This window comes from Amycolatopsis rhabdoformis (assembly GCF_035918295.1).
GTDB classification, from domain to species: domain Bacteria; phylum Actinomycetota; class Actinomycetes; order Mycobacteriales; family Pseudonocardiaceae; genus Amycolatopsis; species Amycolatopsis rhabdoformis.
The window spans coordinates 6,683,516-6,698,409 of sequence record NZ_CP142149.1 but is presented as its reverse complement, the minus strand read 5'-3'; the positions used below and the strand labels follow the sequence as shown (position 1 = coordinate 6,698,409).

The 14,894-nt window shown below is 69.0% G+C and carries 14 protein-coding genes; 12 read left to right on the top strand and 2 right to left on the bottom strand.

Annotated features, from left to right (window positions below; all coding sequences use genetic code 11):
• The first annotated feature begins 243 nt into the window (after nt 1-243).
• Nucleotides 244-1,665: an FAD-dependent oxidoreductase gene (locus VSH64_RS30725; protein ID WP_326566239.1), complete on the top strand. Its 1,422-nt coding sequence runs from the start codon at nt 244-246 to the stop codon at nt 1,663-1,665.
• A gap of 55 nt (nt 1,666-1,720) precedes the next feature.
• On the top strand, nt 1,721-2,509 hold the full coding sequence (locus VSH64_RS30720) for a lysozyme family protein (protein ID WP_326566238.1): 789 nt from the start codon (nt 1,721-1,723) through the stop codon (nt 2,507-2,509).
• 126 nt (nt 2,510-2,635) lie between these two features.
• On the opposite strand, the gene VSH64_RS30715 is transcribed toward VSH64_RS30720, so the two are convergent.
• Both VSH64_RS30715 and VSH64_RS30710 read right to left on the bottom strand, forming a co-directional pair.
• Nucleotides 2,636-2,827 (bottom strand): hypothetical protein, encoded by a 192-nt coding sequence (locus tag VSH64_RS30715; RefSeq protein WP_326566237.1) that lies wholly within the window; start codon nt 2,825-2,827, stop codon nt 2,636-2,638.
• Nucleotides 2,828-3,010: 183 nt separating this feature from the next.
• Entirely contained in the window at nt 3,011-3,409 is a 399-nt protein-coding gene (locus VSH64_RS30710; protein WP_326566236.1) for a tetratricopeptide repeat protein, read from the bottom strand.
• 72 nt (nt 3,410-3,481) lie between these two features.
• Between VSH64_RS30710 and VSH64_RS30705 the strand changes: the two genes are divergently transcribed.
• The 10 genes from VSH64_RS30705 (at nt 3,482) to VSH64_RS30660 (ending at nt 14,892) form a co-directional block, all read left to right on the top strand.
• A complete protein-coding gene (locus VSH64_RS30705; protein WP_326566235.1) occupies nt 3,482-3,952 on the top strand; it encodes a VOC family protein in 471 nt (156 codons plus the stop codon).
• Nucleotides 3,953-4,041: 89 nt separating this feature from the next.
• On the top strand, nt 4,042-5,328 hold the full coding sequence (gene eno, locus VSH64_RS30700) for a phosphopyruvate hydratase (RefSeq protein WP_326566234.1): 1,287 nt from the start codon (nt 4,042-4,044) through the stop codon (nt 5,326-5,328).
• A gap of 229 nt (nt 5,329-5,557) precedes the next feature.
• A complete protein-coding gene (locus tag VSH64_RS30695) occupies nt 5,558-5,920 on the top strand; it encodes an FtsB family cell division protein (protein WP_326566233.1) in 363 nt (120 codons plus the stop codon).
• A 66-nt stretch (nt 5,921-5,986) separates the two neighbouring features.
• On the top strand, nt 5,987-6,697 hold the full coding sequence (locus VSH64_RS30690; RefSeq protein ID WP_326566232.1) for a class I SAM-dependent methyltransferase: 711 nt from the start codon (nt 5,987-5,989) through the stop codon (nt 6,695-6,697).
• Between the two features lie 683 nt (nt 6,698-7,380).
• Nucleotides 7,381-7,920, top strand: coding sequence for a DUF501 domain-containing protein (locus tag VSH64_RS30685; protein WP_407655692.1), 540 nt, complete (start codon nt 7,381-7,383; stop codon nt 7,918-7,920).
• 276 nt (nt 7,921-8,196) lie between these two features.
• Entirely contained in the window at nt 8,197-10,152 is a 1,956-nt protein-coding gene (locus VSH64_RS48560; RefSeq protein WP_407655572.1) for a lytic murein transglycosylase, read from the top strand.
• A 10-nt stretch (nt 10,153-10,162) separates the two neighbouring features.
• A complete protein-coding gene (locus VSH64_RS30675; RefSeq protein WP_326566230.1) occupies nt 10,163-11,116 on the top strand; it encodes a Ppx/GppA phosphatase family protein in 954 nt (317 codons plus the stop codon).
• Between the two features lie 184 nt (nt 11,117-11,300).
• A complete protein-coding gene (locus tag VSH64_RS30670) occupies nt 11,301-12,923 on the top strand; it encodes a peptide ABC transporter substrate-binding protein (protein WP_326566229.1) in 1,623 nt (540 codons plus the stop codon).
• Nucleotides 12,924-13,019: 96 nt separating this feature from the next.
• Complete coding sequence (locus VSH64_RS30665) at nt 13,020-13,946, top strand: ABC transporter permease (RefSeq protein WP_326566228.1); 927 nt, start codon at nt 13,020-13,022, stop codon at nt 13,944-13,946.
• The gene (locus VSH64_RS30660) at nt 13,939-14,892 is read left to right on the top strand and encodes an ABC transporter permease (protein WP_326566227.1); all 954 of its coding nucleotides are present in this window, start codon (nt 13,939-13,941) and stop codon (nt 14,890-14,892) included. Before VSH64_RS30665 ends, VSH64_RS30660 begins: the two co-directional genes overlap by 8 nt.
• The last annotated feature ends 2 nt before the right edge of the window (nt 14,893-14,894 follow it).

The window sequence follows — 14,894 nt, the reverse complement described above, 5'->3', positions numbered from 1 at the left end:
GGTTAGGTTAGGGTAACCGCAGGTCAGCGCCGTGAACGGCGGGTCCATAACAAATTGTGTGACGTGGGCGGCTGGGGCTGGGAGTTAACCGTCCGCTTGCTTTTCGCCTGATCGGGCTGCTGGGGCGTGTCCCGCTCACCGTTACTCTTTCACGGCGTCTTCACGTAGCTGGTACGCAAATTGACCGCGCGAGTCGATCTTTCCGGCGCGCGATCCACCTGACCCACCCGAGGAGCATCGACTGTGGCCGTTTCGCTCGTGAAGACCTTCGCGGAGATCAGCACGCCGGATTCGCCGGAGTCCACGCCGGTGCTGATGAAGCGGGCCGTGGTGCTCGGCGCGAGCATGGCGGGCCTGCTCGCCGCGCGCGTGCTCAGCGACCACGCCGAGCAGGTGCTGCTGATCGAGCGTGACGACTCCGACAGCGGCAGCGACCCGCGGCCCGGCGTGCCGCAGGGCACCCAGGTGCACGCGCTGCTCTCGGCGGGCGCGGTGCAGCTCGAACGCTGGTTCCCCGGCTTCTCCGCCGAGGCGATCGCGGCCGGCGCGGTGGTGCCGCCCTCGGACGGCTCGCGCGGAGCGTTTTTCATGAACGGCGAGCTGCGCGTGGCCCCGCCGACGGAGCAGAAGGACGAGACGCCGGTGCTGGTGAGCACGCGGCCGTTCCTCGAAGCGCTGGTGCGCCGCCGGACTCTCGAGGTCGGCAACATCACGCTCGTGACCGGCCGCGCCGATGGCCTGATCTTCGACGGCGAGCGCGTGGCGGGCGCGACCTACGTGCCGACCGGCGCGACCGAGTCCGTGACCGAGCGCGGCGACCTCGTGGTGGACGCGACCGGCCGTTCGAGCAAGCTCGGCGACTGGCTGGAGGACAACGGCTGGGTGCGTCCGCCGATGCAGCGCATGCCGATCAAGCTCAACTACGCCACCGCGATGTTCGCCTACGACGAGAAGATCAGCGACCTGATGAGCTCGGTGTCGCAGACCGGGCCCGACGCCGTGACCGGGCGGGTCGCGCGCATCGCCGGCTTCAACCTCGTGGAGGGCGACCGGTGGATCATGCTCATCTCCGGCTACGGGGACGACCGGCCCAGTCGTGACCGCGAGGACTACACCACCCGCTGCCGCCGCGACTTCCCGAAGGTCTACGGCGACATCGCCGAACAAGCGACCATGGTCGGCGACGTGATCACCTACCACCAGGCCGACAGCCGGCGCCGCGACTTCCACGAACTCACCCGCTTCCCGGCGGGCCTAGTGGCGGCCGGCGACGCCGTCGCGTCGTTCAACCCCGTGTACGGGCAGGGCATGACTTCGGCGATGCTGCACGCTTCGTGCCTGTCGAAGTACCTGCGCGCGCAGCCGTCGCTCGACCGGCCGGCCATGGCGTATTTCGAGCTCGTGCGGGTGGTCGTCGACGTGGCCTGGCAGATCTCGACGCTCGCCGACCTCGACCTGCCGCACGTGGACGGCCCGTACCCGCGTGGCTTCCGGTTCGTGAAGTGGTTCAGCGGCGTGCTGTTTAGGGCGTCGATGACCGACGGCGTGATCAACGCGCGCCTGGCCCGCGTGACCACGATGATGGACCACCCGAACTCGCTGGCCACCCTCGGCACGGTGCTGCGCGCCCTGAAGTTCGGCCGTCGGAAGGCGGTCGCGGCCTGATCACTCATTCACCCGATCTGGCGTCACGCGAGGGTGGGGGAAGTAACCTGTCCGGGTGGCCGATACCGCTCAGTCGACGTCTCCGCCTCGTCGGTACGTCAGCCGGATCGCGTTGTCGCTGGGGCTGGTGCTCACGGGGGTCGTGCTGGTGGTGACCATCGGCGTGCGGGACCCCGCGCCGCCGCCCGCGGTGCCCGTCGCCGCGGCCCCGTCGTCGTTCTCGGTGCCGCCGCAGCGTCCGCAATCGGGTGGCGCCGCACCGCGGGCGGGCTTGGCCGCCCCGCCTGACCGGCCCACGGAATCGGACCAGGCCGAACTCGACGCGTGGGCCACGCGCGTGGCGGGAAAGACCCAGCTGTCCGCCCGAGTGCTGGCGGCGTACGGCCGCGCGGAAATGTGGATGCGGCGCCAGAAACCGGCGTGCCACCTGTCTTGGTCGACTCTCGCGGGCATCGGCCACCTGGCCACGCCGTCCCTGACGGTTTCCCCCGCCGGCGACGTTGCTCCGCCGATCATCGGCGCCGCCGTCCCCGGCCCGGACACCGACGCCGGCAAACTCGACGGCGACCGCAAAGCCGACCACGAACTGGGCCCTCTGCACTTCACCCCGGCCACCTGGGCGAAATACGCGGAACGCGCCAACGGCGACGGCAAACCCGCCAACCCCCAAAACCTCGACGACGCCGCCTTCACGGCCGCCCGCTACCTGTGCTCCGGCGGCGACGACCTCGGTACGCCGTCGGGCTGGTGGCGGGCGATGCTGTTCTACAACGCCTCGGTGGACTACGTGCAGGGCGTCTTCTCGGCGGCGGATTCCTATGCGGCGGCGAGTGTGGAGCAGTGAGTGGGGTTGTCGGTTTTTGGGTGTGGGGCTGCACGGTGAGCACGTGGGCTGCCGGCGCTGACGGGTGAGTCAACCTCGGGAAAAAGCCGCTGACAACCTCAGCGCTTGCGACCAGCCCAGGACACCTCAGGCGTGCGCAGTGATCCGCGTGCCCTTGATCGCCTTCGCCGGGCGCGGCGCCTTGACCGCGGCGGCAGCCGCACGCTTCCGGCTCCCCACCGGGAACCGGTTGTCCAGCTCCACGATGACCGGCGACAGGGCGGCCAGCAGCAGGACGGCGAGGCCGGCGTACACGGCGATGAAGGCGAGGACGTTCATCTCGAGCTCCTTGGGTCGTTCTCGGTGATGACTCAAGGTTCGCTCGTGGAGGGGGTCCAGTGGATCAGCCGTCCGGCCGAGCGTGAGCGTCGAAAGGCCGAACCGCGAAGCCCCGGACCAGCCGCAAGACCCGAACTCACCAGCACCCCGCAGCGAGCCCGCCCAAAACGGACAAAAGAAGCGTCAACGGTCCTGCAACGTGATCCTCGCCGTGACCTCGGCGATCGCCTCCAGGTACTCCGGCACCGGGTTCATCGCCGAGGCCATGCGCAGTTGCGTGAGCGCCTCGGCCAATCGGCCGAGGCGCTGGAGGGTTCGTCCGAGGACGAAGCGGGCGTAGTGATCCGTCGGATCCAGCTCGAGCACGCGCGTGAACGCGCGTTCGGCCCGCCGGAGCTGGGCCGAATGGAAGTACGCGCGCCCGAGGAGCAGCTGCACGCTCGGACGGTCGTCGTCGAGCAGCGGTTGGAGGGCTTTGAGCGCGTCGAGCGGGCGGTGGCGTTCGACCAGATCCTCGGCCTGGCGGAAGGCCCGGAAACGGTCTTCGCCGGTGGGCTCTGGTACTGCTGCGGCGTCCGTCATGGTCACTCTGACGATACCGCTACCGAGGGCCTGACACGAGGCGGCGGACGGGTCGTGGTGGACTGTCCTGCCATGAGCAGCGGACAGGAACCCGGCTACGTGGGCCTGGCGCCCTACCTCTACTACACCGACGCGACCGCGGCGCTGGAGTGGCTGACCAGGGTCTTCGGTTTCAGAGAAGAAGTGCGGTTCGAGGACGCGTCGGGCGAGGTCTTCCAGGCGACGCTGTGCGCGGGCGCCGGAACGGTCCAGCTCGCGGGCGTGGGGTCCGAATACTGGGCGGCCAAGGGCGTCGAGGGGCCGGTGGGGCAGCTCAACATCATCTACGTGACCGACGTCGACGCGCAGTTCGAGCGCGTGCGCTCGGCGCTGGGCGAGGACGCCGAGCCGGAGCCGCCGCAGGACCAGCCGTACGGCGCGCGCGTGTTCACGGTGGCCGACCCCGGGGGCAACAGCTGGACGTTCTGGGAGCAGACCTCGGAGACCGTCGAGCTGCCGTCCGGGTGGCGTGAAGTGCGTCCGGAGGACCCGAACGGGCACTGAGCGGAACGGCCGTGCCTCCAACGGGTGAAAGCCGCGGACGGCTACTCTGGGCGGCGTCACCGCAGGCACGACCCACTGAGGAGCATGGCGTGGCTCTCATCGAGCAGGTAGGCGCGCGCGAAATTCTGGACTCGCGCGGCAACCCGACCGTCGAGGTGGAGGTGGCGCTCGACGACGGCACGCTGGCGCGGGCCGCCGTTCCGTCGGGTGCGTCCACCGGCGAGCACGAAGCCGTCGAGCTGCGTGACGGGGACACCGGCCGCTACAACGGCAAGGGCGTGGAGCGCGCGGTCGCCGCGGTGCTCGACGAGATCGGTCCCGACCTGGTGGGTGTCGAGGCCGTGGACCAGCGGATCGTCGACCAGAAGCTGGTGGACCTCGACGGCACGCCCGCGAAGTCGCGCCTGGGCGCCAACGCGATCCTCGGAGTCTCGCTGGCCGTCGCGAAGGCCGCCGCGGAGTCGGCCGAGTTGGAGCTCTTCCGCTACCTGGGCGGGCCGAACGCGCACGTGCTGCCCGTGCCGATGCTCAACATCCTCAACGGTGGCGCCCACGCCGACACCGACGTGGACATCCAGGAGTTCATGATCGCGCCGATCGGTGCCGAGTCGTTCCGCGAGGCGCTGCGCTGGGGCACCGAGGTCTACCACGCGCTCAAGGGCGTGCTGAAGGGCCGCGGCCTGTCCACCGGCCTCGGCGACGAGGGCGGCTTCGCGCCGAGCCTGTCGAACAACCGCGAGGCGCTCGACCTGATCCTGCAGGCCATCGAGAAGGCGGGCTACGCGCCGGGCCGCGACGTCGCGCTCGCGCTCGACGTGGCCGCCACCGAGTTCTTCTCCGACGGCGCCTACAAGTTCGAGGGCACCAAGCGCAGCGCGGAGCAGATGTCGGCCTACTACGCCGAACTGCTGCGCGACTACCCGCTCGTGTCGATCGAAGACCCGCTGAGCGAGGACGACTGGGACGGCTGGGTGCAGCTGACCGCCGAGGTCGGCGACAAGGTGCAGCTCGTGGGCGACGACCTGTTCGTGACCAACCCCGACCGTCTCGAGGAGGGCATCACCCGCCGCGCCGCCAACGCGCTGCTGGTGAAGGTCAACCAGATCGGCACCCTGTCGGAGACGCTGGACGCGGTTTCGCTGGCCACGTCGTACGGCTACAAGTCGATGATGAGCCACCGCTCGGGCGAGACCGAGGACACGTTCATCGCCGACCTGGCGGTCGCCACCGGCGTCGGCCAGATCAAGACGGGCGCCCCGGCGCGCGGCGAGCGGATCGCGAAGTACAACCAGCTCCTGCGCATCGAGGAGACGCTGGCGGACGCCGCGCGCTACGCCGGCGACCTCGCGTTCCCGCGGTTCACCGCGGAGGCCTGAGGGTTTCATGGCCGACCGGGGGAGGGCGCGCAGCCGGCGTGGCGCCACGGGCGCCGGGTCCACGCGGACCCGGCGCGCCGAGGGAGGCGGGTCCACGCGGGCCCGCCGCCCGGCGTCCGCGCGTCGGCGCTCGTCGGCGGCACCTGCTGCTTCTGAAGAGACCACCCGCGCGCGCCTTCGCCGCGGGCTGGCGGCGAAGCGTGCTTCGGGTGCGGCCAAGGTGCTCGGCATGTCGACCACCCGGCGCGCCGCCGTGGTGGCGATCGTGGTGTGTGCGCTGGCGTTCACCGTCGCGGTGCCGCTGCGGACGTACCTGAGCCAGCGCTCGGAAGTGCGTGACCAGGAAGCGCAGCAGGCCCAGCTGCAGAAGGAAGTCGACGTCCTGCGCGACCGCAAGGCCCAGCTCAGCGACCCGGCGCAGATCGAAGCGGAAGCCCGCCGGCGCCTGCGGTACGTGAAGCCGGGCGAGACGCCCTACATCGTGCAGCTGCCGGAGGACCAGCCCTCCGCCCCGCCTCCCGCTGCGAACCCGGCGACGGTTCCGCAGGGGTCCTGGTACGAGAAACTGTGGGACTCGGTTTCGGGCGGTTGATTTTTTCTTTCGCGGAGCGCCTGTTTTCACGGGCGCTCCGCTTCTTTTTTGGGCATGGTGGAAGGCATGACTGGTGCCTACGATCCCATCGCTGCCGGCTACACGGCTGAGAACGACGGCAGCCTCATGAACGCCTACTACGAACGCCCCGCGATGCTTTCCCTGGCCGGCGACGTCGCCGGCCGGCACATTCTCGACGCTGGTTGTGGCGCGGGCCCGCTTTCGGCTTTGCTGCTGGAGCGCGGTGCTGTGGTGACCGGCATCGATTCGAGCGCCGGGATGCTGGAACACGCGCGGGCTCGGTTGGGTTCTTCGGTGGACCTGCGGGTGGTGGATCTGGCGGATCCGTTGCCGTTCGCGGATGATTCTTTTGATGATGTGGTGGCTTCGTTGGTGCTGCATTATCTGGAGGATTGGGGGCCTACGCTGGCGGAGTTCCGCCGGGTGCTGCGGCCGGGTGGGCGGTTGCTGGTGTCGGTGGAGCATCCGTTTGCGATCAGCCTGATGCGTCGGGAGGCTGGGGAACGGGTGAGCTACTTCGCGACTTCTCTGCGGACGGAGAAGTGGGAGATGGGTGGCGGGACGGCTGAGCTGCGTTTTTGGGATCGGCCGCTGCATGCGATGACGGACGCGTTCACGGCGGCGGGGTTTCGGGTGGCGGTGATCAGTGAGCCGGATTCGGCGCCGGGGGCTCGGGAGAAGTTTCCGGAGGATTTTGCGGGGTTTAGTGGGACTCGGTTTTTGGGGTTTTTGTTTTTTGTGTTGAATGTGGATTGATGGGGTTGGGGTTGTCGGCTGGTTTTCGGGTTGGCTGATTTGGGTTTGGCGGGGTGGTCGGGGCTTGTGAGGTTGGCCGGCCCGGCAACGCTCGACGGTGTGGCTTTCTGGTGCCCTCGGCGCGATCGGCGCTGGGGGCACCAGGTTGCCGTGGATTCTGTGGCTGATCGTGCAGGTTTGCTGCTGCCGCTACTGCTGCCGCGGGCGCTGCTGCCGCCGCTGCCGCCGCTGCTGCCGCCGATGGGCACGCCCAAGTCGGTGGCTGGGTACTCGCGGTAGCTGGGCTCAGGCTCGACTGGTGCGGATGTCCGACGCCCCCGCCGGACAAGCCCCCGCCGGACAAGCCCCCGCCGGACAAGCCCCCGCCGGACAAGCCCCCGCCGGACAAGCCCCCGCCGGACAAGCCCCCGCCGGACAAGCCCCCGCCGGACAAGCCCCCGCCGGACAAGCCCCCGCCGGACAAGCCCCCGCCGGACAAGCCCCCGCCGGACAAGCCCCCGCCGGACAAGCCCCCGCCCTCCCTAAGGGGGGGGGGCGTCCCCGTCTCCATTCTATCGGCCCCCACCGACGAAAACGGCTCGCGAGGGCCTGAACCCCCGAGTTGTCCACAGGGGAGGTGAGTTGTGGATAACTCGGGGGTTCAGACGGAGGTGGCGGAGGGACCGGGTGTCGGCGGCATTAACCTGGGGGGCGTGAACAGCAGCAACAGCAGCACGGAAACCCCCCGCTTCGAGCCGGTCACCGAGGCCGACCGGGAGATCATCGCGGAGCAGCTCGGGAGGCCGCCGCGGGCGTTGCGGGCGGTGGCGGCGCGGTGTCCGAGCGGGCATCCGTCGGTGGTGCAGACGAGCCCGCGGCTCGAGAACGGCACCCCGTTCCCCACGCTGTACTACTTGACCTGCCCGCGGCTCACGTCGCTGGTCGGCACGCTGGAGGCGTCCGGCGTGATGAAGGAGATGACCGCGCGGCTCGAGACCGACCCCGAGCTCGCCGCGGCGTACCAGCGCACGCACGACACCTACCTCGCCGAGCGCGACGCCATCGAGTCCCTCGGCACCCAGGTCACCGCCGGCGGCATGCCGGGGCGAGTGAAGTGCCTCCACGTCCACCTCGCCCACACCCTCGCCGCCGGGCCGGGGGTCAACCCCTTCGGCGACGAGACCGTCGCCTGGCTCAACGAGCAGGGCTGGCCCTCGGGTGAGTGCGCCGCCACTGAGGGGTAACGCTCCCGTCTCGTGTGCAGATAGTTCGGACAGGCGGGCAGTTACTGCATCTGTGGGTTCCCGAAAGGGTGACCTGCCGCCAAGCTGAGTACGGAATCTTCACACGACGTAGGCAACCATCGGGCTCACCACCGGGTGACCCCGAGGAGGGTTCAGACGATGCGGGCGCCACGCGGACTCGGGCACATCGCCCGGAAGCTCCGCAATGGACCCCACGCTGATGCCGCTGCCGAAGCCCCGCGGGCCACTCGTCCGGACGACCTCGAGGCGAACGATGTGGACGGTCCCGAGGCCCCCGACGTCGATCCGGCCGAGCCGACCAACGGCGGGTTCGGAGCGGAGCCGATCCCCGGGGAAGACGACGGCGCCGAACTCTCTGAACAGGCAGATGCCGAACCGGTGAACCCGGCGAGCGACGATGCGGAAAGCGCAGAGGTCTCGGCGATCGAGACTGAGCACGGGCCCGACGCTCACGATGGCGCCGAAAACGCATCCGGGGCTGCTCGACGGGAGAGTTCGGACGGCGCCGACACGGCCGAGGCAGATCACCCGACGGCCTCAACCCGGCCCGTGCCGGACGAAGCCCTCGACGGCACCAGCCCAAGCGACGCCGCTGAAGAGCGCGCGACAGAAGCCGCCGAACAACCTCGCGCCGAGTCAGTCGACGAGGGCAGGACTGAGGCTCCCGGCGGTCCGGCGCAGACCGAATCGGACACTGGCGAGAAGGTCGCGGCTGTCGAGGCAGGCGCCGCTGCCGAGGAAAGTGGCGGGGGCGGCGCCGTCGAAGGTGGCGTGGGCGAAGCGGCTGAAGTAAGCGAACAGGTCGCGGCTACCGAGTCTGAAGTGGGCGACGTCGCGGGCGCCGAAGCGGGTGAAGCAGGCGAAGCTGCTGAAGCAGGCGAAGAGGCCACGGTTGCCGAGGCTGCAGTAGGTGACCTCGTCGGCGCCGAAGCGAGCGAAGTACGCGAAGCGGGCGAAGCAGAAGCCCAACCCCACCACCACACCAGACTCACCCAGCCCCCACCCCACCGCCGCCAACGAACCCCCCTCGCCGTCCGCATCGCCACCAGAAAAGCGCGCTACCGCACCCGCGAAATCACCGCCCGGCACCGCACCATCGTCTCCATCGCCGTCGGGATCCTCGCCGTCATCCCAGCCGTCGGCGGGGTAGTCGCGGTCGGGGCGTGGACGGCCGCCCTCCCGACCACCCACACCAAAGACGTGGCCCTCGAACAGGGCTACGACCCGCAAAACCCCCAGGTCGAAAAGGTCGCCGTGGACGGCAGCCTGCCCGAGTCCCCGGTGCCGCTGCCGTTGCCCGCGTACGAGTTGCCCACCGGGCCCCTCGGGATTCCCACCACCGCGCTCGCCGCGTATCACAATGCGGCGGATGTGCTGGGGCACGAGCAGCCCAACTGCCATATCGACTGGGCGTTGGTCGCGAGTATCGGGCGGATCGAGTCGAACCACGCGCGGGGTGGGTACGTGGACGCGGCGGGCACGGCGTTGGAGCCGATTCTCGGGCCGGAGTTGAACGGGACGGGGCCGTTCGCGGCGATTCCGGACACCGACGGCGGCGTGCTGGACCACGACACGGTCTGGGACCGCGCGGTGGGGCCGGCGCAGTTCATCCCGGCGACGTGGCGGGCGTACGCCTCCGACGGGAACGGCGACGGCAAGTCCGATCCGGAGAACCTGTTCGACGCGTCGCTGGCCACGGCGCGGTACCTGTGCTCCGGCGGGCTGGACGTGGCGAACCCCGACCAGCTGCGCACGGCGATCTACCGCTACAACAACTCCGACGTGTACGTGAACACCGTGATCCTGTGGGCCGAGGCGTACCGCGACGGGGTCGCGCCGTTGCCGGACAGCCAGATTCCCGTGGGCGCGCCCAACGCGGGCCTCAACCCGGCCCCGCCGGAGGTGCCGCCGCCGCCCGTGTCGACGACGAGCCCCGGTGGGCCGCCGCAGTCGTTGCCGCCGGCCGGCAGCACCACGGGCAGCCCAGGCAGTCCGGGCAGTTCCAGTAGTTCGACCAGCACGGCGACGACGTCGACCACGCCGACCTGCGTGAGCACCAGCAGTAGCAGCACCCCGCCGAGCACGCCGGACACCAGCACGCCGCCGACCACCGAGACGAGCCTTCCGCCGTGTGGTCAGACGAGCGAGCCACCGAGCAGCGGGCCCACGGACACCCCGAGCACGACGAGCAACGCCCCCAGCGACCAGTAAAGTCGTCGCCATGCCTCGTGTAGCCGCGATCGACTGTGGGACCAACTCCATCCGCCTCCTCGTCGCCGAGCTGACGCCGCGCCACGACGGCACGGTGGACCTGCGCGACCTGCACCGCGAGATGCGCATCGTGCGGCTCGGTCAAGGGGTCGACGCCACCGGGCGGCTCGCGCCGGAAGCGCTGGAGCGCACGCGGGTAGCCCTCGCCGACTACACGATCGCGGCGCGGCGCAAGGGCGTCGAGAAGATCCGCATGGTTGCCACTTCGGCCACCAGGGACGCGAGCAACCGCGACGAGTTCTTCGCCATGACCCGCGAGACGCTCGGCGTCGAGGCCGAAGTGATCAGCGGCGACGAGGAAGCGCGCCTGTCCTTCACCGGCGCCGTCGGTGAGCAGGACCCGGACGACGGGCCGTTCCTGGTCGTCGACGTCGGCGGCGGCTCCACCGAGCTGGTGCTGGGCACGTGGGACGGGCAGCGCGCCGAGGTACTCGCCGCCAAGTCCGTGGACATCGGCTGCGTGCGGATCACCGAGCGCGACCTCAAGGGAGATCCGCCCACCGAGGCCGAAATCGCCCAGGCGAGGATCACCGCCGAGACCATCCTCACCGAAGCGTTCGACGTCGTCGACGTGGCCAAGGCCAAGACGTGGATCGGGGTGGCCGGCACGGTGACCACGTTGTCAGCGGTCGCTCAGGAGCTGCCCGAGTACGACTCCGAGCGCACCCACCTGTCGAAGCTGTCGCACGCCGAGATCGACCGCCTCGCCACGAGTCTGCTGGCGGCCGACCGGGCCACCCGCGCGGCCAACCCGGTGATCCATCCGGGCCGGGTGGACGTGATCGGCGGGGGTGCGGTGATCGTGCAGGTGCTCGCCGAGCAGCTCGCGAAACGCGGTGGTCCGGACCAGCTGGTCGTGAGCGAACACGACATCCTCGACGGAATCGCCTTGTCCCTCAGCTGACCGCTGTCTCTCACCTGAGCGGAGCAGCGCGGGCACTCGCGGTGATCAACACGACCTTGGTCGTGCTCTGCCCGGGTGACCGACAAGGTTGTCACTCTTTTGCAACCGAGCGATCTGGTTACAAACCGCCAATAGCCCGATAACCTCCATCTCACTTTTTAGGAACACGAGATGGAGGGGAAACATGCGTCGTTCACGCAGGCTCTGGGGAGCCGCCGCGGTGGTGACAACCTTGTCATTGGTCCTGGCCGCGTGTGGTGGTGGCTCCAGCAGCAGCGGGTCGTCCGGTGAGGTGGATCCCAACGGGACCTTCACCGTCTACGGCACCGAGCCGCAGAACACGCTGATCCCCACGAACACCAACGAGCTGGGTGGCTCGAAGGCCGTCGACGCGATGTTCGCCGAGCTGGTCGCGTTCAAGGGTGACAACGCGCAGCCCTACAACCAGATGGCCGAGTCGATCACCACGACCGACTCCAAGGTCTTCGACATCAAGATCAAGCAGGGCTGGAAGTTCCACGACGGCACCGAGGTCAAGGCGAAGAACTTCGTCGACGCGTGGAACTACGGCGCCTACGCGCCCAACGGCCAGATCAACAGCACGTTCTTCGAGAACATCCAGGGCTACGACGACGTGCACCCGGCCGACGAGAACGCCAAGCCGACCACGGACAAGATGTCCGGCCTGGTCGTGAAGGGCGACTACGAGTTCACCGCCACGCTGAAGGCGCCGTTCTCGGTCTTCTCGACCAAGATCGGCTACACGGCGTTCGCGCCGCTGCCCGACGTGTTCTTCAAGGACCCCAAGGCCTTCGCCGCGCACCCCATCGGCAACGGCCCGATGAAGTTCGTGAGCCGCACGCCCAACGTCGACATCAAGCTCACGCGCAACGACGACTACAAGGGCCAGGACAAGGTCAAGTTCAAGGACCTGGACATCAAGATCTACGCGAGCCAGGAAACCGCGTACCAGGACCTGCTGAGCAACAAGCTCGACTTCATCGAGACGCTCCCGCCGAGCGCCCTGGCCGGCGGCAAGTACAAGACCGACCTCAAGGACAACCTGGTCACCGGTCACCTGCTCGGCATCAGCACCATCGCCGTGCCGTACTACGTGCCCGGCTACGACAACCTGAACCTGCGCAAGGCCATCTCCATGGCGATCGACCGCGCGCAGATCACCAAGACCGTCATGAACGACACCTACGTGCCGGCCGACGGGTACGTGTCGCAGGGCATCGAGGGCTACCGCCCGGCCGTGTGCGAGTTCTGCAAGTTCGACCCGACCGCGGCCAAGGCGGCGTTCGCGGCCTCGGGCTTCAAGGGCAAGCTCACCATCGCCTCCAACGCCGACGGTGGCCGCAAGGAGCCGCTGGTGGCCGCGTGCAACAGCATCAAGAACGTGCTCGGCGTCGAGTGCGACTTCGTGCCGGCCACGGACTTCGGCCAGTGGCGCAGCATCGTGACCGGGCACAAGCTCACCGGCATGGGCCGCAGTGACTGGTCCGCGGACTACCCGTCGATCGAGGACTTCCTGAACCCGATCTACCGCACGGGTGCCTCGTCCAACGACTCGGTGTACACCAACCCGGCCGTCGACCAGCTCCTCGAGCAGGCCGACTCCACGCCGGACAAGGACGCCGCGATCAAGATCTACCAGCAGGCCGAGGACGCCATCGCCAAGGACCTGCCCTCGATCCCGGTGTGGGACGAGAAGGGTGTGGCCGCGAAGTCCAAGCACACCAAGACCGTGACGCTCGACTTCCGCCGCCGGGCCGACTACTCGTCGGTCGAGGTCACCAAGTGACGCGCTGACCAAGACGTCCCACCACCCAGGCCGCCGCGGGCCGTCTCACGAGGACGGTCCGCGGCGCGCCCGGCGCGCACTCCTAGGAACTGACGCATGATTCGCTACGTCCTGCGACGCCTGCTCCAGCTGATCCCGGTGTTCTTCGGAGCTACCTTCCTGATCTACACACTGGTGTGGGCCGTCCCGGGTGATCCCTTCTCCGGCAAGTGCGGTCAGACGGCCTGCCCCCAGGCCTACGTCGACCTGATGACCGAGAAGTTCCACCTGAACGACAACCTGATCGTCCAATACCTCAAGTACCTCGGCAGCCTGTTCACCGGCGACTGGGGCGAGACCTTCAACGGCACCTCGGTCGGCGAGCTGATCGCCAACTCCTACCCGATCACGCTGCGCCTGGCGCTCGTCGCGGTGCTCATCGAGGCCGTGATCGGCCTGACCGCGGGCGTGCTGACCGGCCTGCGCGGCAAGGGTTTCCTCGACAACCTGGTGCTGGTCTCGACCACGTTCCTGATCTCGCTGCCGGTGTTCGTGACCGCGATCGTGCTGCAGCTGGTGCTCGGCACCGAGCTCGGCATCATCGACACGAGCGTGTCGGACAACCCCGGCTTCGGTGAGCTGATCGTGCCCGGCATCGCGCTGGGCAGCCTCTCGATGGCCTACGTCGCCCGGCTCACGAGAACGTCGATCGCGGAAAACCGCCACGCCGACTACATCCGCACGGCCATCGCGAAGGGCCAGCCCAACAGTCGCGTGGTCGGCGTGCACCTGCTGCGCAACTCGGTGATCCCGGTGCTGACGTTCCTCGGCACCGACCTCGGCGCCCTGATGGGCGGCGCGATCGTGACCGAGGGTGTGTTCAACATCAACGGCCTGGGCGGGCTCATCTTCCGCGGCATCCAGAACCGCGACAGCGCCACCGTCGTGGGTGTCGTGGTGCTGCTCGTGCTGGTGTACCTGCTGATGAGCTTGATCGTGGACCTGCTCTACGCCGTTCTCGACCCGAGGATCCGTTATGACTGACCCGAACCTCGTCGGAGGCGGGGCCGTCGACGCGGCGGAGCTGTCGCGCATCGACGATTCCGCGACCACGACGAAAAAGCCCCGCAGCCTGTGGGGCGACGCCTGGCGCCAGCTGCGGCGCAAGCCGGCGTTCGTGATCTCCGCGGTGATCATCGTGTTCATCGTGCTCATCGCGGTCGCGCCGGGCCTGTTCGCGCACGGTGACCCTGGGATGGGCGATCTGACGAAGGCGAACCAGGGCCCGTCGGCCGAGGCCTGGTTCGGCTACGACAACCAGGGTTACAACGTCTACACCCGCACCATCTACGGCGCGCGGGCGTCGCTGCTGGTCGGGGTGTTCGCCACGATCCTCACGGTGGTGTTCGGCTCGCTGGTCGGCATCGTGTCGGGCTACTACGGCCGCCTGATCGACAGCCTGCTTTCGCGGCTGGGCGACATCTTCGCCGGCCTGCCGTTCGTGCTCGGCGCGATCGTCATCCTCACCACGTTCAACGCGCCCGGCTCCAACCCGGGCCAGGTCACGATCATCGTGCAGGTGGTCTGTTCCATCGCGGTGCTGACGTGGCCGGTCGCCATGCGCATCATGCGCTCGGCGACGCTGGTCGCGAAGCAGCTCGACTACGTGAAGGCCGCCCGTGCGCTCGGCGCCAGCACACCGCGCATCGTGTTCCGGCACTTGCTGCCCAACACGCTCGCGCCGGTGCTGGTCTACGCCACCATCGCGCTCGGCGCGGCCATCGGCGCCGAGGCGACGCTCGCGTACCTCGGCATCGGGGTGCGCCCGCCGGTGATCTCGTGGGGCGTGATGATCAGCGACTCGCGCGACTACTTCAGGGCCGACCCGCACATGCTCTTGTTCCCCGGTGCGTTCGTCACCATCACCGTGCTCGCGTTCGTGATGCTCGGTGACGGGATCCGCGACGCGCTCGACCCGAAGTCGAGGTAGCC